The 18,703-nt window shown below is 40.3% G+C and carries 17 protein-coding genes; 12 read left to right on the top strand and 5 right to left on the bottom strand.

Features of this window, described 5'->3' with window-relative positions; genetic code table 11:
- The first annotated feature begins 9 nt into the window (after positions 1–9).
- Genes BQ4305_RS21700 through trpA form a run of 3 tightly spaced genes read left to right on the top strand, consistent with a single transcriptional unit; the run spans position 10 to position 2,613 of the window.
- Entirely contained in the window at positions 10–630 is a 621-nt protein-coding gene (locus BQ4305_RS21700; protein ID WP_199880762.1) for a phosphoribosylanthranilate isomerase, read from the top strand.
- On the top strand, positions 630–1,838 hold the full coding sequence (gene trpB, locus BQ4305_RS18925) for a tryptophan synthase subunit beta (RefSeq protein WP_110929284.1): 1,209 nt from the start codon (positions 630–632) through the stop codon (positions 1,836–1,838). Before BQ4305_RS21700 ends, trpB begins: the two co-directional genes overlap by 1 nt.
- Positions 1,828–2,613 carry a tryptophan synthase subunit alpha gene (gene trpA, locus BQ4305_RS18930; protein WP_110929285.1) on the top strand — a complete coding sequence of 262 codons (786 nt, stop codon included), beginning with the start codon at positions 1,828–1,830 and terminating at the stop codon, positions 2,611–2,613. The genes trpB and trpA overlap by 11 nt, the downstream gene beginning before the upstream one ends.
- Positions 2,614–2,694: 81 nt before the next feature.
- Here the strand turns inward: trpA and BQ4305_RS18935 are convergent, their stop codons facing one another.
- A complete protein-coding gene (locus BQ4305_RS18935) occupies positions 2,695–3,315 on the bottom strand; it encodes a YktB family protein (RefSeq protein ID WP_110929286.1) in 621 nt (206 codons plus the stop codon).
- Between the two features lie 202 nt (positions 3,316–3,517).
- Between BQ4305_RS18935 and BQ4305_RS18940 the strand changes: the two genes are divergently transcribed.
- Positions 3,518–3,715, top strand: a complete 198-nt coding sequence (locus BQ4305_RS18940) for a hypothetical protein (protein ID WP_110929287.1) — start codon at positions 3,518–3,520, stop codon at positions 3,713–3,715.
- 211 nt (positions 3,716–3,926) lie between these two features.
- A complete protein-coding gene (locus BQ4305_RS18945; protein WP_110929288.1) occupies positions 3,927–4,718 on the top strand; it encodes an inositol monophosphatase family protein in 792 nt (263 codons plus the stop codon).
- A gap of 50 nt (positions 4,719–4,768) precedes the next feature.
- On the opposite strand, the gene BQ4305_RS18950 is transcribed toward BQ4305_RS18945, so the two are convergent.
- Complete coding sequence (locus tag BQ4305_RS18950) at positions 4,769–4,951, bottom strand: YlaF family protein (protein ID WP_324611604.1); 183 nt, start codon at positions 4,949–4,951, stop codon at positions 4,769–4,771.
- Positions 4,952–5,074: 123 nt separating this feature from the next.
- Here BQ4305_RS18950 and typA point away from each other — a divergent pair, with 123 nt between their 5' ends.
- On the top strand, positions 5,075–6,919 hold the full coding sequence (typA, locus tag BQ4305_RS18955; protein WP_110929289.1) for a translational GTPase TypA: 1,845 nt from the start codon (positions 5,075–5,077) through the stop codon (positions 6,917–6,919).
- A gap of 26 nt (positions 6,920–6,945) precedes the next feature.
- On the top strand, positions 6,946–7,275 hold the full coding sequence (locus tag BQ4305_RS18960; RefSeq protein ID WP_110929290.1) for a YlaH-like family protein: 330 nt from the start codon (positions 6,946–6,948) through the stop codon (positions 7,273–7,275).
- A gap of 76 nt (positions 7,276–7,351) precedes the next feature.
- Here the strand turns inward: BQ4305_RS18960 and BQ4305_RS18965 are convergent, their stop codons facing one another.
- On the bottom strand, positions 7,352–7,552 hold the full coding sequence (locus tag BQ4305_RS18965) for a YlaI family protein (protein ID WP_110929291.1): 201 nt from the start codon (positions 7,550–7,552) through the stop codon (positions 7,352–7,354).
- A gap of 364 nt (positions 7,553–7,916) precedes the next feature.
- Between BQ4305_RS18965 and BQ4305_RS18970 the strand changes: the two genes are divergently transcribed.
- Entirely contained in the window at positions 7,917–9,248 is a 1,332-nt protein-coding gene (locus tag BQ4305_RS18970; protein WP_110929292.1) for a PhoH family protein, read from the top strand.
- 35 nt (positions 9,249–9,283) lie between these two features.
- On the opposite strand, the gene BQ4305_RS18975 is transcribed toward BQ4305_RS18970, so the two are convergent.
- Entirely contained in the window at positions 9,284–9,802 is a 519-nt protein-coding gene (locus tag BQ4305_RS18975; RefSeq protein ID WP_110929293.1) for a molybdopterin-binding protein, read from the bottom strand.
- A gap of 183 nt (positions 9,803–9,985) precedes the next feature.
- Between BQ4305_RS18975 and BQ4305_RS18980 the strand changes: the two genes are divergently transcribed.
- The 4 genes from BQ4305_RS18980 to BQ4305_RS18995 all read left to right on the top strand — a co-directional run bounded on the left by BQ4305_RS18980 (position 9,986) and on the right by BQ4305_RS18995 (position 17,446).
- Positions 9,986–10,267: an Fpa/YlaN family protein gene (locus BQ4305_RS18980; RefSeq protein WP_110929294.1), complete on the top strand. Its 282-nt coding sequence runs from the start codon at positions 9,986–9,988 to the stop codon at positions 10,265–10,267.
- A 287-nt stretch (positions 10,268–10,554) separates the two neighbouring features.
- Positions 10,555–11,913 carry an IS1182 family transposase gene (locus tag BQ4305_RS18985; RefSeq protein WP_110926488.1) on the top strand — a complete coding sequence of 453 codons (1,359 nt, stop codon included), beginning with the start codon at positions 10,555–10,557 and terminating at the stop codon, positions 11,911–11,913.
- Positions 11,914–12,450: 537 nt separating this feature from the next.
- Complete coding sequence (gene pyc, locus BQ4305_RS18990; RefSeq protein ID WP_110929295.1) at positions 12,451–15,888, top strand: pyruvate carboxylase; 3,438 nt, start codon at positions 12,451–12,453, stop codon at positions 15,886–15,888.
- Between the two features lie 212 nt (positions 15,889–16,100).
- Positions 16,101–17,446, top strand: a protein-coding gene (locus tag BQ4305_RS18995; RefSeq protein ID WP_110929296.1) for an IS3 family transposase whose coding sequence is annotated in 2 segments (ribosomal slippage) — positions 16,101–16,542 and positions 16,542–17,446 — 1,347 coding nt in all. Because the reading frame shifts where the segments join, the coding sequence is not laid out codon by codon here.
- A 37-nt stretch (positions 17,447–17,483) separates the two neighbouring features.
- On the opposite strand, the gene BQ4305_RS19000 is transcribed toward BQ4305_RS18995, so the two are convergent.
- Positions 17,484–18,512, bottom strand: a complete 1,029-nt coding sequence (locus BQ4305_RS19000; protein ID WP_324611605.1) for a COX15/CtaA family protein — start codon at positions 18,510–18,512, stop codon at positions 17,484–17,486.
- Positions 18,513–18,703 lie beyond the last annotated feature (191 nt).

The raw sequence follows: 18,703 nt of genomic DNA on the forward strand, positions 1-18,703 counted from the left end.
GCGGAAAACATGTTAGTGAAGATATGCGGCATACAAACAGCGGAAGCCGGCCGGTTAGCGGCTGAAGCAGGAGCAGATCTGCTTGGGTTCATTTTTGCTGACAGCAGCAGAAGAATAGAGCCTGAGGATGCTGCCTCGATTATAAACCAACTGCCAGGGGGGACAAAGACAGTAGGCGTCTTTATGAATCAGGAATATGAAGAGGTTATCCGAACTGCTGCTGAGGCAGGCGTTGATTTCATACAGCTTCATGGCTCGGAACCTGAAGAATTTGCGAGGGAGCTGCCTTATCCGGTTATTAAAGCATGGTCCATCCGGACTTTAGAGGATTTAAAAGCCGCTGCCGATTATCCCGCAGAATTTCATCTATTGGATCTGCCAAAAGAAAAACAGGCTGGATCCCGAAAAACACTTGACTGGGTAATCCTGAAAGACTCCGGTCTCCTCCCTGAGAAAATTTTGCTGGCCGGCGGCTTAACTCCGGAAAATGTCGGAAAAGCCATCCAGTCAGTATCCCCGGCCGGAGTGGATGTAGCAAGCGGGGTAGAGACAGAGGGAAAAAAGGATCCAAAAAAAATACGAGATTTCATTAAAATGGCAAAAAAACCAATAAGAGAGGACGAGGCATAATGGGAGTATATACACAGCCTGATCAGAACGGACATTATGGAATATACGGGGGTAAATTCATACCTGAAACATTGGTGGCTGCCATTCAAGAGCTTGAGCAAGTCTATCATGATGCTAAACTGGATCCGGCTTTTCAAACAGAGCTGGATTACTATCTGGAGCAATATGTTGGCAGGGAAACGCCCCTTTATTTTGCCGAAAATCTGACGAAAGCTGCAGGAGGAGCCAAAATATATTTAAAAAGGGAAGATTTAAATCATACGGGCGCACACAAAATTAATAATACAATCGGCCAGGCACTGCTGACGAAAAGAATGGGAAAGAAGAAGGTAATTGCAGAAACTGGAGCGGGTCAGCATGGTGTAGCAACAGCGACAGTCTGTGCCTTGCTGAACTTGGAATGCATCATTTTTATGGGCGCTGAAGATATCAGAAGGCAAAAGCTAAATGTCTTCCGAATGGAATTGCTGGGAGCCAAAGTGGTATCTGTTGAACAGGGAAGCGGAACATTGAAGGATGCAGTGAACGAAGCCTTAAGATTTTGGGTGGCCAACGTTGATGATACTCATTATATTATGGGGTCGGTTTTAGGACCGCATCCTTTCCCGGTGATTGTCCGTGATTTTCAGAGTGTCATAGGTACAGAGACACGAAGGCAAATCCAAGAAGCAGAAGGCGGGCTCCCTGATGCAGTTGTGGCATGTATAGGGGGAGGAAGCAACGCAATGGGGATGTTTTATCCGTTTATTGAAGACGCAGCAGTCCGTCTTTATGGAGTAGAAGCAGCAGGACACGGACTGGATACCGGCCTTCATGCATCTAGTCTTACGAAAGGGAAGCCGGGGGTGCTTCATGGATCATTTATGTACGTTCTGCAAAATGAAGACGGTCAGATACAGGAAGCGCATTCTATTTCTGCCGGTCTTGATTACCCTGGTGTAGGTCCTGAACACAGTTATCTTAAAGATATCAATCGGGTTCAGTATCATTCCGTGACCGATCAGGAAGCTTTGGAGGCTTTAACAATGCTGTGCAGGCAGGAAGGGATCATCCCTGCATTGGAAAGCTCTCACGCTGTAGCTTTTGCTATGAAGCTTGCTAAAGAAATGAGCAAAGATGAGAGCTTGGTTATTTGTCTGTCCGGAAGAGGGGACAAGGATGTAGAAACCGTTCAATCTAAACTAGGAGGAGCAGAACATGGAGAATAACCGAATTGCGCAGGCACTTAGGGCAGAAAAAGAAAGAGGAGAAAAAGCGTTTATCCCGTATATCATGGCCGGTGACGGCGGACTGGAACGGCTGAAAGAAGATTTATTGTTTTTTCAAAAGAATGGGGCAACGGCAATCGAACTTGGAATACCTTTTTCTGACCCCGTTGCAGACGGCCCCGTGATTCAGCTTGCTGGTATAAGGGCATTAGAAGAAGGAGTGACTTTAAATAACATTTTGCTGGAGCTGGAGCGGATATCCTCTGAAGTAACTATTCCGGTGATTTTGATGGGCTATACTAATTCCATTTTAGCCTATGGGATCGAGCGCTTTGCTGAGAATGCTGTAAAGGCTGGCGTAGCCGGGTGTATTATTCCTGATCTGCCTCCTGAAGAGGAAGTGATTTTTAGTCCGATAAAATCCGCCGGGATCACTCTGATCAGATTGATTACGTTGACTTCTTCAGAAGAAAGGGTCAAAGCCATTACAAAAGAGGCGGAAGGATTTATTTATGCTGTTACTGTAAAAGGAATTACAGGTGCCAGAAAAAGCTTTGGGAAAGAGGTCGGCGAATATCTTAAGACAGCCCGTGAATTAAGCCCTGTTCCTGTGCTGGCCGGTTTTGGGATTTCTACGCCAGAGCATGTACGGGAGACAACGGCTTATTGCGACGGCGTGATTGTGGGCAGTAAAATTATTCAATGCCTGCAAGAAGGAAGAAAACAGGAGATTATTGATCTCATTCAATCCGCTAAAATTGCTGTAACAAAATGAACTCAGCAAATAGGACGAGAAGAAAACAGGCTGCCCGTATATTAGACCGGACAGCCTGTTTAATAATAGAAATGATTCGGTTTATCTCAAAGAATACAGGGGTATTAAATGGTCAAATGTATCTTGAATAGTTTTCAAAAATTCCTGTTCAGACATTTTGGTGACCAAATCTCTAGGGAGCTTCACACCGCAAAGAATTTCAGCTTTTTTGACACTTTGCAGTCTTTGGAACAAAGCTTTGAGCTCTTCTTTAGATAGAACTTCATGAGGGATAACTTCTGGTTTGGTATGATCTTTTGACCAAACAAAATGAGATGGAATCTCTTTGTAGAGCCGGTCAAGATTATCTTCCAGTTCCTTTCCAATCTCAGCTTTGTTAGGCGCCTCATAAATTACGGCAAACCAAATGAAAGCATGGGTGCCCCAAAGGCCAATTTGAAAATGCGGAAGCATTTTATATCCGCGGCTGTTTGCTGCAAAAGCAACCCAGGTATCGTTTGGAGGATTGATGGTTCTTCTGGCATGTTTGGCTACATGAGCATGTAGCTCATCACCTGTCTGAATGGACAGTTTTGGAGTGAATTGTTCCGCGAGTCCTTCAAGTTTTGGGCGGATATTTTCTTTCAAGGCTTCCATGCGGGCATCCAGTCCGTCTATTTGGAAAACATCAAAATCTTTTTCTGTAAATTTCAGCATAGTCATTAAATCTCTCCTACAGCATAGTTTGTTTATATTTTAGCACAGGTGGGAAGTAAGTAAAAAATCATCCGTCTACTTACTATGAAATTTTTCTATATAGTCATAAGTATAATTTTGTTGCTATTTATGTTCGAACATCATATGATAGGAGAAACATAAATAAATTCTGAAAATTATGTGAATTAACGAAGGGAGAATGTTAATTATGAAACAAGTCATGAACCAAGCGTTAAAGGCTAAAGAAGTCGAAAAACATCGTGCTGCGGTCTTGAGAATGGAAATGGACTATGAATTAGCAACTCTTTTTGAAGCGATTGGTGAAGATAATGAAAATAAAAAAACACAATGTAAGAAAAAACTTGAAAAAATCCGTGTGGAATTACTTAAATTGAAAGCATTGTAAATGAATGATGTTTTTTAATAAGGGAGATATACAAAAGCATGTATAAGCGGGATGATTTGGAAGCATATAATAAGTAGGCGGACACTTTATGTATCATCACGAAGTGTCCGCCTTTTATTTTTAAACGGAATATGTCAAAATAAAGGTAAATTATTTGTTTATTTGTACCAACTATTTGATTGCTTGTCACAGTAAAGGGCGGGGTTAAACGATGATACCGATAAAGGAAATGGAAAGTTCAGCAAAACAATGGATTAGGGAAGCGGGACAAAGAATTATTGCGTCTTTCACGACTAAGATTAATATTCAGGCAAAATCTAATCCCAATGATCTAGTGACGAATATTGATAAGGAAACTGAAGAATTCTTTATTGGGAAAATCAAAGAAAGATATCCTGGCCACAGGATATTAGGAGAAGAGGGAATGGGGGATGAAGTCAGGGACCTGAAAGGGGTAGTCTGGATCATTGATCCTATTGATGGAACCTTGAATTTTATCCATCAACAAAGGAATTTTGCTATTTCAATCGGTGTTTTTGAAGATGGAATAGGGAAATTTGGCATGGTGTATGATGTTGTGCTGGATGAACTTTATCATGCTGTTAAAGGAGAAGGGGTCTTTCTAAATGATGTGCCACTTTCTAAACTGACGGATGGCAAGCTGGAAGAGTCCATTGTTTCATTGAATGCAAGCTGGGTTACGGAAAACAAAAGGATTGATCACCAAGTGCTTGCCCCTCTCGTCCACGATGTCCGGGGGATGAGATCTTATGGTTCCGCGGCATTAGAACTCGCTTATGTCGCTGCGGGCCGCCTTGATGTCTATATAACCATGCGACTGGCCCCATGGGATTTTGCCGGAGGGGTACTGTTAGTGGAAGAGGCAGGCGGAGAAGTCAGCAATGTGTACGGCGAGGAACTAGATTTTATTGATGGAGGCTCTCTGTTTGTTTCAAGGCCAGGCCTTCATGAAGTGATTCTTAATCGATATATGAACAAATAAAAAAGGCCGCAGACGGCCTTTTTTATTTAAACCAATGAAAATCAAAAAACTTATAGTTTTCCTGATTCCCGCAGTTTTTTCTTTCTCGTAAACCCAAATCCCATTATAAAAATAATTAAAGCGACTGCAGCCAGAGCTCCAATCCAGCTTTTCACAGCAATAAAAACGCCGATTGAGCCGATTGCGATAGTGGCTAAGACAGCCAATAATAGAAAATCCCATTTGATATTCATTATTTTCACCCCTAATAATGCTATTGTACCTAATTTTATTATTTGATTCCAGTATGTTTGTGATATAATATATAAGTTAATGCTAAAGATACGTTTATACAATTTTATATAGGAGTGAATCTTTTGAAATTAAGAGAAAATATTAGAAATATAGCCATTATCGCCCACGTTGACCACGGGAAAACAACATTGGTTGACCAATTATTGAAACAGTCAGGTACCTTCCGTGAAAACGAACATGTGGAAGAGCGTGCTATGGACTCTAACGATATAGAAAGAGAACGCGGTATTACTATTCTTGCGAAAAATACAGCAGTTCAATATCAAGACACACGCATCAACATTCTGGATACTCCTGGACATGCCGATTTCGGCGGTGAAGTAGAGCGAATCATGAAAATGGTTGACGGCGTAGTTTTGGTTGTCGACGCTTATGAGGGCTGCATGCCTCAAACTCGTTTTGTACTAAAAAAAGCGTTGGAACAAAAACTTGCTCCAATTGTAGTAGTAAACAAGATTGATAAAGATTCAGCCCGTCCGGAAGAGGTTGTGGATGAAGTAATTGACCTATTCATTGAATTGGGTGCAGATGATGATCAGCTGGACTTCCCAGTTATTTTCGCTTCAGGTATTGCAGGTACTTCAAGTAAAGATCCAGATCCGGCTAAACAGGAAGAAAACATGGTTCCATTGTTTGAAACTATCATTGAAACAGTACCGGCTCCTGTTGATAACAGTGAAGAATCTCTTCAATTCCAAGTGGCACTGCTTGATTATAATGATTATGTCGGCCGTATTGGTATCGGACGTGTCTTCCGCGGAACTATGAAAGTTGGCCAGCAAGTATCCCTTATGAAACTTGATGGATCGGTTAAACAATTCCGTGTCACAAAAATCTTTGGCTTTATTGGTTTGAAAAAAGTTGAAATCGAAGAAGCGTACCCAGGAGACCTAATTGCTGTTTCCGGTATGGAAGATATCAACGTAGGTGAAACAGTCTGCCCGACAGAACACCAAGAGGCATTGCCGGTCCTTCGTATTGATGAACCAACATTGCAAATGACATTCCTTGTCAACAACAGTCCATTTGCGGGACGTGAAGGTAAGTATGTGACTGCTCGTAAAATCGAAGAACGTCTTCGTCTTCAATTGCAGACAGATGTAAGCTTAAGAGTTGATAATACAGATTCTCCAGATGTTTGGACAGTTTCCGGACGCGGTGAATTGCATCTATCTATTCTTATTGAAAACATGCGCCGTGAAGGATATGAGCTTCAAGTGTCGAAACCTGAAGTTATCGTCCGTGAAATTGACGGGGTACGCTGTGAGCCGGTTGAGCGCGTCCAGATCGATGTGCCTGAAGAACATACTGGAGGCATTATGGAATCAATCGGTGCCCGTAAAGGTGAACTTCTTGATATGATTAATAACGGCAGCGGACAAGTCCGTCTGATCTTTAATGTTCCAGCACGCGGATTAATCGGATATTCTACAGAATTTCTAACTCTTACACGCGGTTATGGTATCATGAACCATTCTTTTGACAGCTATCAGCCAATGCAGTCCGGACAGGTTGGCGGCAGACGTCAAGGTGTTCTTGTATCGATGGAAACAGGAAAAAGCACACAATATGGTATTATGGGAGTAGAGGATCGCGGAGTTATTTTTGTAGAGCCCGGCACTGAAATTTATGAAGGTATGATTGTCGGCGAACATAATCGTGAAAACGATCTGACTGTTAATATTGTTAAAGCAAAACAGATGACAAATATGCGTTCAGCAAACAAAGACCAAACCACATCCATGAAAAAGCCAAGGATTTTATCTTTAGAAGAAGCATTGGAATACTTGAATGACGATGAATATTGCGAAGTTACACCAGAATCTATCCGTTTACGGAAAAAGGTCCTCAACAAGAACGAACGTGAAAAAGCAGCTAAAAAGAAAAAATACGCTGAATCAAATTAATGAGTAACGTCTGAGGAGGAATGAGATTGGGTATCCAAGAGCGACTGTCATTTTTTGCAGCATTATTCAGGGTAGATGAAAATCCAGAAGCGGGAATGTGGTATTTGTATATAACGGTTTTCGTATTATGTATAATCGTATACCAACTAGGTTTTGCTAAAAAACTGCCTTTGCTTAAAAATGTTGTGATTTATGCTGTAATGGCTTTTGGATGCACCTTTCTTTGTTTCTTAGCAGTCTTTTTGCCAATGGCAGAGGCGCTGCTGATAGCAGCCGCCGTTCTCGGCATATACCGGCTTCGGCTTCGGCAATCGAAGAAAGAAGGCCGGGAAGGTATGACTTCAAGACAGCCATAATAATTTACAGGCGATATAGATAAAAAAACCGTACAAATGTACGGTTTTTTTATGTTCAATAGCTATTCTTTTTAAATTACCATTCCTCTTCTTTTGCTGCTGTTCTATACAGTCGGAATTTACCCGTTTCGATTCGGGCCTTCGTTCTTTCTTCGATGCGCTGATGGCATTTTTGACACATATATGTATGGATGGGACGATTGCGAAGTTTTTTTGCTTCAGGGCAATCATCGGCGATTGATTCAATTTCATCACAAATGACACATTTTACTCTCATTTATTAAACCCTCGCTTTCATAATCCATTTTAGTATACCATGTTTGATGACAGCCATGAAGGATGAAAAGCAGTATTAAAATATAGAGCGGTTTTTTACCTTTCTTTGCCTGAAAAGGAGGGCGGTGCGCTGTTTTTCACTCCTCACCATTTTCTAACATATAGGGTATATATACATTGGAGTAAATTTCATGCTTTTTATTTTGTTAAGCTAAACTAACAAAATTTTTAATAGTGTTCAAATGTTCTTCTATCTTTATTTGCAGAAACATATATTTTATCATCAGTCTCGTCCGCTACATAAGCTGCAAGGTGAGGGCTTATGATAGGGCTTTTTCGACAATTAGCAGGCAGGAGGCGTCTTATTGGGCAAAATCTATGTGTTAGATACGAATGTATTATTACAGGACCCATATGCGATATTCCAATTTGAAGAAAATGAAGTAGTCATTCCAGCTGTTGTGTTAGAAGAACTGGATTCGAAAAAAAGGTATATGGACGAAATTGGAAGAAATGCCAGGCAAGTATCCAAGCTGATTGATGGTTTCAGGGAAAAGGGGAAACTATATGAAAAAGTTCCTCTGCATAATGGAGGGACACTGCGGATTGAGCTGAATCACAGATCGTTTCATAAGCTGCAGGAAATTTTTGTGGAAAAGACCAATGATAATCGGATACTTGCCGTTGCTAAAAATTTATCATTAGAAGAAGAAACAAAAGAAGCAGGAAAAACGGTCATTTTAGTCAGCAAGGATACGCTGGTTCGAGTAAAGGCAGATGCAATCGGTTTAGAAGCAGAGGACTTTTTGAATGATCGGGTTGTCGAACTGGACCATATCTATACGGGGTTTAAAGAAGAATTTCTGCCGATTGACAGTCTTAACAAATTTTATTTAAATGGATACATGCCGCTTCAGGACAAGGGCGGAGAAACTGGCCATTATCCTAATCAATTTCTCCTCATGAAGGATGAGCTTGGCGGTTCCTCTTCAGCAGTTGGAATTATTGATCATGAACGTAAAAATGTGAAAAAGCTGAGGTATGATGGGGAGCATGTCTGGGGAATAAAACCGAGAAATGTACAGCAGACAATGGCGCTTGAGGCATTACTTCGAATGGATATCCCTCTGGTTACGCTTATAGGGCAGGCTGGAACGGGGAAAACCCTTCTTGCCCTTGCCGCCGGATTAATGCAGACAGAAGATTTAGGCTTTTATAAAAAGCTGCTGGTGGCAAGGCCGATTGTTCCTGTCGGTAAAGATATTGGCTATTTGCCAGGGGAAAAAGAGGAGAAACTGAGGCCGTGGATGCAGCCGATATTTGATAATTTAGAATATTTATTTAATACGAAAAAGCCCGGTGAATTAGATGCCATTCTTGCCGGTATGAGTTCTATAGAAGTGGAAGCCCTGACATATATCCGCGGAAGAAGCATACCGGATCAATTCATTATCATAGACGAGGCACAGAACCTTACAAAGCATGAAGTGAAGACGATTCTTACACGGGTAGGAGATCGGAGTAAGATTGTTTTAATGGGGGATCCTGAACAAATTGATCATCCATATCTTGATGAATATAATAACGGTCTGACGTATGTTGTAGAGGTTTTTAAACAGGAAAAAATGGCTGCACATGTCAAACTGATCAAGGGAGAGCGGTCTGGTATTGCTCAGCTATCAGCTAAATTGCTTTAAAAAAAACGGCAAGAGAAGTTCTTGCCGTCGTCATTTTACTTAACAGTGAATGAGCGAACATTCGTGATGGGGCTGTCCAAATTTGAACCGTTTCCAAAATAAATATGCATTGGACCGCCTTCCTCAGGTTTCAGCGGTTTTCCGTCTTTTGAGAAACCAATAAAGAAGTTTTCTGCTTCTTCCATTGAAAAAGTGGATTCCTTGCCATCAGCAAGTACAATCACTTCAGAGGTTCCTTTCAAAGGTTCTGCGTTTTTTAAGAAAGGCTTAAAAGGAATCCCAAATGTTCCCGTCATCAATTTAACTTTCTCAAATTTCCGTTCGGTTTTCAGAGTCGGCGGAAGGATCGCCCCTTCAGCAATTTCCTTCTGCCAAAACTTAGCAGCTTTCATTGTATAGTTTTCAAGTTCGTCCTTTTCGTCTGTACGCTTATCGCGAAAATATTCATCAATTTCAACTTTCCTGTCATCAAAAATCCAAACGCCCGGATCGAGAGTGATTGGGTATTGCACTTTGCCGTTGATAAACACGATGGAGGAGTCCACATATAACATTCCCTTCTTTTCTTATTCAGTCTTCATTATAAGCAAACTTAATGGAAAAGTCATATTGAGAAGGTCCCCGAGTTTGGGCAAAAAAGACTATTCTTATTTTGTCCGCTGATCTTCTTGCTTTTTTGCCAAACTAAAGGTAAAATTTATAGATAAGATTTAATCGCTCTGAGCGGGGGGATTTTCATGGCATCTGAAATGCTTGTCAATCATCGTGAAAAAGCTTTTGCTTTATTAAAAGCAGATGCTGACAAGATTCTAAAATTGATAAAAGTACAAATGGATAACTTGACTATGCCTCAATGTCCTCTATATGAAGAGGTTCTGGATACTCAAATGTTCGGCTTATCACGTGAAATAGATTTTGCCGTTCGTTTAGGCCTGGTTGACGAAACAGAAGGAAAATCGCTTTTGGAAACGTTAGAGAGGGAATTATCTGCTCTTCACGAGGCTTCCTTAAGAAAATAAATATCCTGCTAAAAAAAACCCAGACAATATAATTGTTTGGGTTTCAGCCTGTAGACAAACTCGAAATTTCGGGTTTGCCTACAGGCTTTTTTCTTTTAAAATAATAGTAATAGTTTTTGAAATAGTGTTAGTTGATTTTCGTTTCGGCGGACGCTTTCCGCGGGCGTGGCCCAATCCTCCTCGTCGCTTTGCTCCTGCGGGGTATCGGCCTTCACGCTTTTCCCGCAGGAGTCGCCGCCTGCACTACAATCAACTCCTTTCTAAATAAATGTCTGAGGTGAATGGATATGATGACAAAAAATCAAATAAGTGAACGTGATCAAATGGAAATGATTACAATAGAGCAACTTGTACCACAGGATCATTTGGTCAGAAAGCTTGAATCAGCTATTGATTTTTCTTTCATCTATCCACTAGTTGAATCACTGTATTCAACACTAGGTCGACCTAGTGTTGATCCAGTCGTATTAATTAAAATGACATTTGTTCAATATGTATTTGGAATTCGTTCAATGCGTCAAACAATAAGAGAAATTGAAACAAATATGGCGTATCGTTGGTTTTTAGGGTTTGGATTTCATTCAGAAGTACCGCACTTTTCTACCTTCGGTAAAAATTATGAACGTCGTTTCCAAGATACGGATATCTTCGAACAGATTTTCTATCGAATTCTTAAAGAAATTGCAGATAAAGGACTACTAAGTGCTGACCATGTCTTCATCGATTCAACACATGTTAAAGCAAGTGCGAATAAACGTAAATTCGAAAAGAAGATAGTTCGTAAAGAGACTCGGGCATATGAAGCTAAACTTCAAGAAGAATTGAATCAGGATCGAGTTGATCATGGGAAGAAACCTTTCCCATCAGATAAATTTGAAAAAGAAGAAGTTAAGGAGATTAAAGAGAGCACAACAGATCCTGAAAGTGGCTATTATGTAAAAGATGAAAGAACGAAACAGTTTGCTTATTCATTCCATGCGGCTGCGGACCGGTATGGGTTTATACTTGGGGCGGTTGTGACACCTGGAAATGTTCATGATAGTCATATGCTTCAGCCACTTGTTGAAAAGGTTATGGAAAAAGTGAAGAAGCCACTTGCTGTTGCTGCCGATGCTGCTTATAAAACTCCTGCGATTACTAAATTCTTATTTGAACATGAGATTCAACCAGTACTTCCTTATACAAGACCCAAAACGAAAGATGGGTTTTTACGCAAGCACGATTATGTATATGACGAGTACTATGATTGCTACCTATGTCCGGAAGGACAGGTTCTAAAATATTCAACTACCACCAAAGAAGGCAAACGCCAATACAAGTCGAACCCAGTTCAATGTGCCAATTGTCCTTTACTCGCTCAATGTACAAATAGTAAGGAACACAGAAAAATGATTGAACGTCATATTTGGGCGCAGTATGTGGAGGAAGCAGATCATCTTCGTCATCAAAACGATATCAAACAAATATATGCAAGACGCAAAGAAACGATTGAACGTGTCTTTGCGGATGCGAAAGAAAAGCATGGTATGCGATGGACAACCCTTCGAGGGATTAAAAAATTGTCCATGCAGGCGATGCTTACTTTTGCTGCTATGAATTTAAAGAAGCTTGCCAATTGGACATGGCAAGCTTCGGCTATGGTCTAAAATAGAATACTCGAAGAGCATTTTGCTTAAAATCAGACCATAAAATACCTAAGAAAATCTCAAAAAGACAAAAGGCCTTCAGAATGAGACCATTCTGAAGGCCTTTTGTCGACAATCTGAAACCCAGACAATATAATTGTTTGGGTTTTTTTACTTTGCTCAGTTTGAATCGTGCAGTGAAAAATAGAAAGAAAAAAATCATCAATATTTGAATTTTTTTGTTGAATAAAGTAAATTTTCGTATTATTGTTATACTATTATTGAAAATATTTATAATTCATTTTTTAATGATTATTCAAAAAAATAAGGATCAGTAAACGTTGAAATATATGTATAGAGGAAAGCGCTTACTGAAAAATGAGGCGCAGGTAATTATTTAATATATAAGGGTTGCTTTATAGCAGGGCTAAACCATTTATATTAAAATAATAAAATGGTTCAATTTATAACCGTTCAATTGTGTTAGAGAATTAAAAAGCTTAAAAAATAGGCTTTTTTTCTATATATCCATTAAATACATAAAAGTAGGTGTTAAATATGGAGAGACGAATTGAGAAAGTGCTGGCGGCAAACCGAGGAGAAATTGCTATCAGGATTTTCCGGGCATGTACAGAATTAAATATCCAAACAGTGGCGATTTATTCGAAGGAGGATTTCGGATCTTATCACCGCTATAAGGCGGATGAAGCGTATTTAGTCGGAGAAGGGAAAAAACCGATTGATGCCTATTTAGATATTGAAGGAATCATTGAAATTGCAAAAATGAGCGGTGTCGATGCGATTCACCCAGGATATGGTTTTCTTTCTGAAAACATTGAATTTGCAAAGCGTTGTGAAGAAGAAGGGATTATTTTTATAGGCCCTGAAAGCAGGCACCTTGATATGTTCGGGGATAAGGTCAAAGCAAGAACACAGGCTGAGCTTGCTAAAATCCCTGTAATTCCAGGCAGTGACGGGCCTGTTTCAGATGTGAATGAAGTATCAGATTTTGGCCGGAAATATGGCTACCCAATCATCATTAAAGCGTCTCTCGGAGGCGGCGGCCGCGGAATGCGGATTGTGCATGATGAAAATGAAGTTTCTGAAGCTTATAAGCGTGCCAAGTCAGAGGCAAAAGCGGCATTTGGCAATGATGAAGTCTATGTGGAACGTTTCATTCAAAATCCAAAACATATAGAAGTTCAAATTTTAGGTGACAAATACGGAAACATCGTTCATTTATATGAAAGAGACTGTTCTGTTCAAAGGAGACATCAGAAGGTTGTTGAAGTTGCCCCATCTGTTTCGCTCAGTGATGAACTAAGAGAAAAAATCTGCAATGCAGCAGTTGACCTTATGAAAAATGTTGACTATGTGAATGCGGGGACGGTTGAATTTCTTGTATCCGGAGACGAATTTTATTTTATTGAAGTCAATCCAAGGGTACAAGTTGAACATACAATTACTGAAATGATTACCGGAATAGATATCGTTCAGTCGCAGATTCAAATCGCCAGGGGACATAACCTGCATGATGATGTTGTCGCAATTCCAGCTCAGGAGGACATCCAGACTATCGGGTATGCCATCCAATCACGAATCACAACTGAAGATCCATTAAATAATTTCATGCCTGATACTGGAAAGATCATGGCATACCGTTCAAGCGGCGGCTTTGGCGTAAGGCTTGATGCTGGTAATGGTTTTCAAGGTGCAGTCATTACGCCTTATTATGATTCTCTTCTTGTTAAACTGTCGACACAGGCTCTTACATTTGAGCAGGCAGCAATAAAAATGCTTCGGAATTTAAAAGAATTCCGAATCAGAGGCATTAAGACGAACATCCCATTCTTAGAGAATGTCGTTCAGCATGAAAAGTTTTTAAATGGAAAATATGATACATCTTTTATTGATACGACTCCTGAGTTATTCAACTTTCCGGTGCGCAAAGACAGAGGAACTAAACTGCTTTCCTATATTGGGAATGTGACAGTTAATGGTTTCCCAGGTATTGAAAAAAAGAAAAAACCCGTTTTTGAATCAGTGGCTGTTCCTGAAACGAAGGGCCTGGAGTACATAAAAGGGACCAAGGATATCCTTAATGAACAAGGGGCAGACGGACTTGTAAACTGGATTAAAGATCAAAAGGAAGTATTGATAACAGATACGACATTCCGAGATGCCCATCAGTCTCTGTTGGCTACAAGGGTGCGGACAAAGGATCTTCTGGAAATTGCAGAACCTACAGCTAAGCTCACTCCAGATTTATTCTCGATGGAAATGTGGGGAGGCGCCACTTTTGATGTGGCCTACCGTTTCTTGAAGGAAGACCCTTGGGAAAGGCTTATTGCACTGCGGGAAAAAGTTCCGAATGTTTTATTTCAAATGCTGCTGAGAGCATCCAATGCAGTCGGTTATAAAAATTATCCTGACAATGTTATTCGTGAATTTGTTGAAAAGTCTGCCCAAACTGGCATTGATGTTTTCCGGATTTTCGACAGCCTGAACTGGGTGAAAAGTATGGAAGTGGCGATAGATGCAGTTCGCCAAGCAGGTAAAATTGCAGAAGCGTCCATTTGCTATACAGGTGATATTTTCGATCCAAACAGAAGCAAATATAATATCGATTATTATAAAACAATGGCTAAAGACCTTGAAAATGCCGGTGCTCATATTCTAGCCATAAAAGATATGGCTGGACTGCTAAAGCCCGAATCAGCTTACCGTTTAATTTCAGAACTGAAGGATACGGTTTCTCTTCCAATTCATCTTCATACGCATGATACAAGCGGAAATGGCGTTTTTATGTATGCAAAGGCAATTGAAGCTGGTGTGGATATTGTTGATACGGCAATCGGATCAATGGCAGGTTTGACATCTCAGCCAAGCACACAGACTCTCATGTATGCTTTGGGAGGATCAAACAGAGAGCCTAAACTTGATATTGACCATTTAGAAGAACTTTCTCAATATTGGGAAGGAATCCGTCATTATTATCGAGACTTTGAAAGCGGTATGGTGTCTCCTCATACTGAGGTTTATAAGCATGAGATGCCAGGCGGACAGTACAGCAATTTACAGCAGCAGGCAAAAGCTGTCGGACTGGGAGACAGATGGAACGAAGTAAAACGCATGTACCAGCGTGTGAATGATATGTTTGGCGACATTGTTAAGGTTACCCCTTCATCTAAAGTGGTAGGGGATATGGCACTGTTTATGGTCCAGAATAATCTTTCAGAAGAAGACGTATTGAATAAAGGCAAATCTATTGATTTCCCTGATTCAGTTATCGAATTATTCGAAGGATATCTAGGACAGCCTGTCGGTGGATTTCCTAAGGAACTTCAGGATGTTATTTTAAAAGGCAGAAAACCAATTACAGTGCGTCCGGGCGAATTGCTTGAAGAAGTAAATTTTGATGCCCTGAGGGAGGAACTGTTCCAAGAAATCGGCAGACCGGTAACGGATTTTGATGTACTTGCCTATGCCCTTTATCCGAAAGTTTTCTTGGATTATGCTAAGACGTGCGACCAATTTGGAGATGTTTCGAATTTAGATACAGCTACCTTTTTATATGGAATGCGCCTAGGGGAAGAAATCGAGGTTGAGATCGAAAAAGGGAAGACGTTGATTGTTAAGCTTGTATCCATTGGACAGCCGCTGGCAGATGGAACCCGGTTAATCTATTTTGAATTAAACGGACAATCCAGGGAAGTTGTGATTAAAGATGAAAATGTGAAAACTTCTGTCCAGTCAAAAATTAAAGCAGATTCGAAAAATAAAGAGCACATCGGTGCAACGATGCCGGGGACTGTTATTAAAGTAGTGGTGGATAAAGGAGATCAAGTTAAGCAGGGCGATCATCTTATTATTACAGAAGCGATGAAGATGGAAACGACTGTACAAGCTCCATTTTCCGGAACCATTAAAGATATCTATGTAAACGATGGAGAAGCAATCAGCACAGGTGATTTATTAATTGAACTTACAAAATAACGGACCATTGAGAAGCTGTCTGATTTTAAGACAGCTTCTTCGGGTAAAAAAAGTATTGAGGAATACGCTCGATACTTTTTTTATTTTCCTAGTAAAGAAGAATGAAGCGGATTTCTGCAGATGCACCTTTCCCTTGAAAAGAAAAGACGTCACAATTTGAACTGCACCCCAATTGTTAGACACATCTAACAATTGGAGGTGCAGTTTTTTATATGGCTAAATTTACAGCACGACAGAAAACACAAGCTGTACAGAGGTATTTAGGAGGAATAGAGGGGCAAAAAACTATAGCTAAGTCCATTGGTGTTCACCAATCAGTATTACTTAATTGGATTCATCAGTATAATCATCATGGAGTGCGTGCATTTGAAAAACGCTATACAACTTATACGGCAGAAGATAAACTGAAAGTACTTGAATATATGAATGAACAAGGGACGTCAATCCGTGAAACCGCTGCGTTATTCAATATTTCTTCTCCTTCTACCATCAGTCAGTGGCGAAGCCAATATGAAGCAGGAGGAGTAGACGCCCTTATAACAAAGAAAAAGGGGCGTCCATCTATGGGGAAAGAAAATAAGAAACCATTTGAAGAAGGGTCGTTAGAGGCTTTAAAGGCAGAAAATGAACGGTTACGTGTGGAGAATGCCTATTTAAAAAAGTTGAGAGCCTTAGTTCAGGAAAAAGAGGAATTAGCACGCAAGAAAAAGCGAAAGTAGTACACGAACTAAGGGCAGAATGTAACTTAAAGCTACTTCTATCTGTCGCAAATATCGCAAGGAGCACTTATTATTATTGGATAAACGCCTTTCGGCGTCAGGATAAATACGCAGAGATCAAGCCTGTCATTGAAGAAATCTTTCATTCACATAGAGGAAGGTATGGATATCGACGAATTACTTTAGAATTGCGTAATCGGGGGATTAAGGTGAACCATAAAACAGTGCTTCGGTTAATGAATAAGCTGGGGTTAAAATGTATGGTAAGGATGAAGAAATATCGTTCTTACAAAGGCAAGGTGGGAAAGGTTGCGCCTAATCTACTCCAAAGGGATTTTAAGGCCACCAAGCCTCATGAAAAATGGGTGACGGACGTGACGGAATTCCATTTATATGGTGAAAAATTGTACCTATCTCCCATCCTTGATTTATTTAATGGAGAAATCATCGCCTACCAAATAGAGTCACGTCCTACCTATTCGTTAGTCCACAAGATGTTGGACCAAGCCATCAAGCATTTAGAATCAGGAGATACACCCATTCTCCATTCAGATCAAGGTTGGCATTATCAAATGAAATCCTATTCCCAATCCTTGAAGACACATGGCATTACACAAAGTATGTCCCGAAAGGGAAATTGTCTCGATAACGCCGTTATAGAAAATTTCTTTGGGCTACTAAAATCTGAATTACTTTATTTACAAGAGTTCGACAGCATGGAGCATTTCAAACAAGAACTAGAGGAGTATATCCATTATTACAATCACCAACGTATTAAAACGAAATTAAAAGGCATGAGCCCGGGTGATTACCGAGTTCATGCCCTCAAGGTTGCCTAACTAAATAAAGTGTCTAACTTTTTGGGTTCACTTCAAATTATGACGTCTTTTCTTTTATATGTATATTTTTTTGTACGGGCAGAGGGGCATCAGCCTGTTCTTTGCTTTCAGAAGGAACAGGCTGTGTCTTCTGATCTGCAAGATCGACAGCATTCTTGCGGCTTCTTGAACTGAGTAGGACCATGTAGCTCATTACCCCGAAAAAACAAGCAATAAAGAGAGCATGGGACAAAGCAATAAGAAGATTCAGTCTGGAAAAAATAATAGATGCTCCTGCAGCAACTTGAAGAGTCACTAAACTTAGCGCAGCTAACCAGCCGCCAATTATTACCTTTTTCTGACGATAACGCCTAACAGCTAAATAGGCAGCATAGGCAACCCACAGAAAGAGTATGCCGGCAATTGCCCGATGTCCCATTTGCACCCATTCGTAAAAATTTCCCGGTAGAAGTGAGCCGTTTTTTGTACAGGCGGGCCAATCTTTGCAGACAAGACTTGCATTGGTGTGGCGGACTAAAGCTCCTGTATACACGACGATAAAACAATAGATTAGTATGCCGTTGATATGGAACTTCATTCTTTTATCTACAACGAGTTTATCGGCTTCAAATTTTTTATCAATTTCAAAAATTAATAAGGTCAATAAAAATACGGCTGAGAATGAAATAAGTGAAATTCCGAAGTGGAGGGCAAGAATGAAATCAGACTGTGACCAGATCACTGCAGCTGCTCCAATAAGTCCCTGCAGAACTAAAAACGCAAAAGAAGTAATAGAAAGAAAAGCTGTTTCACGGACCTGGCCAATTTTTCTCCAAGACCATATGGAGAGGATAAGCACCATGATGCCTACTGATCCGGAAACGAGACGGTGGGCTAATTCTATAACTAATGCTAAAGTGATATCCTGAGGAACCAGTTCTCCGTTACATAGAGGCCAAGATCTCCCGCACCCCATACCAGAATCAGTTTTGGTTACCAGTGATCCACCAATCAGCACGAAAAGCATGCCAACAGTTGTTAAGACAGCAAACCATTTGAGAGACGACGGAACTTTGATAATTTTCACCTTCTTTATTCATAAGTTTCTTGAATAACTTAGCTGGAAAAGAGGCGGAATTAATTTTCAGTATATTCTTGATTTTCTCTCTCGATAGTACACAAAACAGGAAGGATTTACAAGCAAACTCTTTCTTTTTTTGGAAATATTAAGGTAAACAGTTGAAACTTGGTAAATACTTTGATAGAAATAAAGAGAAT

It is taken from the genome of Bacillus massiliglaciei (genome assembly GCF_900098925.1).
In the GTDB taxonomy this organism is placed as follows: domain Bacteria; phylum Bacillota; class Bacilli; order Bacillales; family DSM-1321; genus Peribacillus; species Peribacillus massiliglaciei.

Coding starts and splice junctions, on each gene's coding strand:
- BQ4305_RS18965 (WP_110929291.1), bottom strand. CDS start 7,552: ATGAGAGTAAAATGTGTCATTTGTGATGAAATTGAATCAATCGCCGAT.
- BQ4305_RS18950 (WP_324611604.1), bottom strand. CDS start 4,951: ATGAATATCAAATGGGATTTTCTATTATTGGCTGTCTTAGCCACTATC.
- trpA (WP_110929285.1), top strand. CDS start 1,828: ATGGAGAATAACCGAATTGCGCAGGCACTTAGGGCAGAAAAAGAAAGA.
- BQ4305_RS18935 (WP_110929286.1), bottom strand. CDS start 3,315: ATGACTATGCTGAAATTTACAGAAAAAGATTTTGATGTTTTCCAAATA.
- BQ4305_RS18940 (WP_110929287.1), top strand. CDS start 3,518: ATGAAACAAGTCATGAACCAAGCGTTAAAGGCTAAAGAAGTCGAAAAA.
- BQ4305_RS18980 (WP_110929294.1), top strand. CDS start 9,986: ATGGCATCTGAAATGCTTGTCAATCATCGTGAAAAAGCTTTTGCTTTA.
- trpB (WP_110929284.1), top strand. CDS start 630: ATGGGAGTATATACACAGCCTGATCAGAACGGACATTATGGAATATAC.
- BQ4305_RS18945 (WP_110929288.1), top strand. CDS start 3,927: ATGATACCGATAAAGGAAATGGAAAGTTCAGCAAAACAATGGATTAGG.
- BQ4305_RS18985 (WP_110926488.1), top strand. CDS start 10,555: ATGATGACAAAAAATCAAATAAGTGAACGTGATCAAATGGAAATGATT.
- BQ4305_RS21700 (WP_199880762.1), top strand. CDS start 10: ATGTTAGTGAAGATATGCGGCATACAAACAGCGGAAGCCGGCCGGTTA.
- pyc (WP_110929295.1), top strand. CDS start 12,451: ATGGAGAGACGAATTGAGAAAGTGCTGGCGGCAAACCGAGGAGAAATT.
- BQ4305_RS18975 (WP_110929293.1), bottom strand. CDS start 9,802: ATGTTATATGTGGACTCCTCCATCGTGTTTATCAACGGCAAAGTGCAA.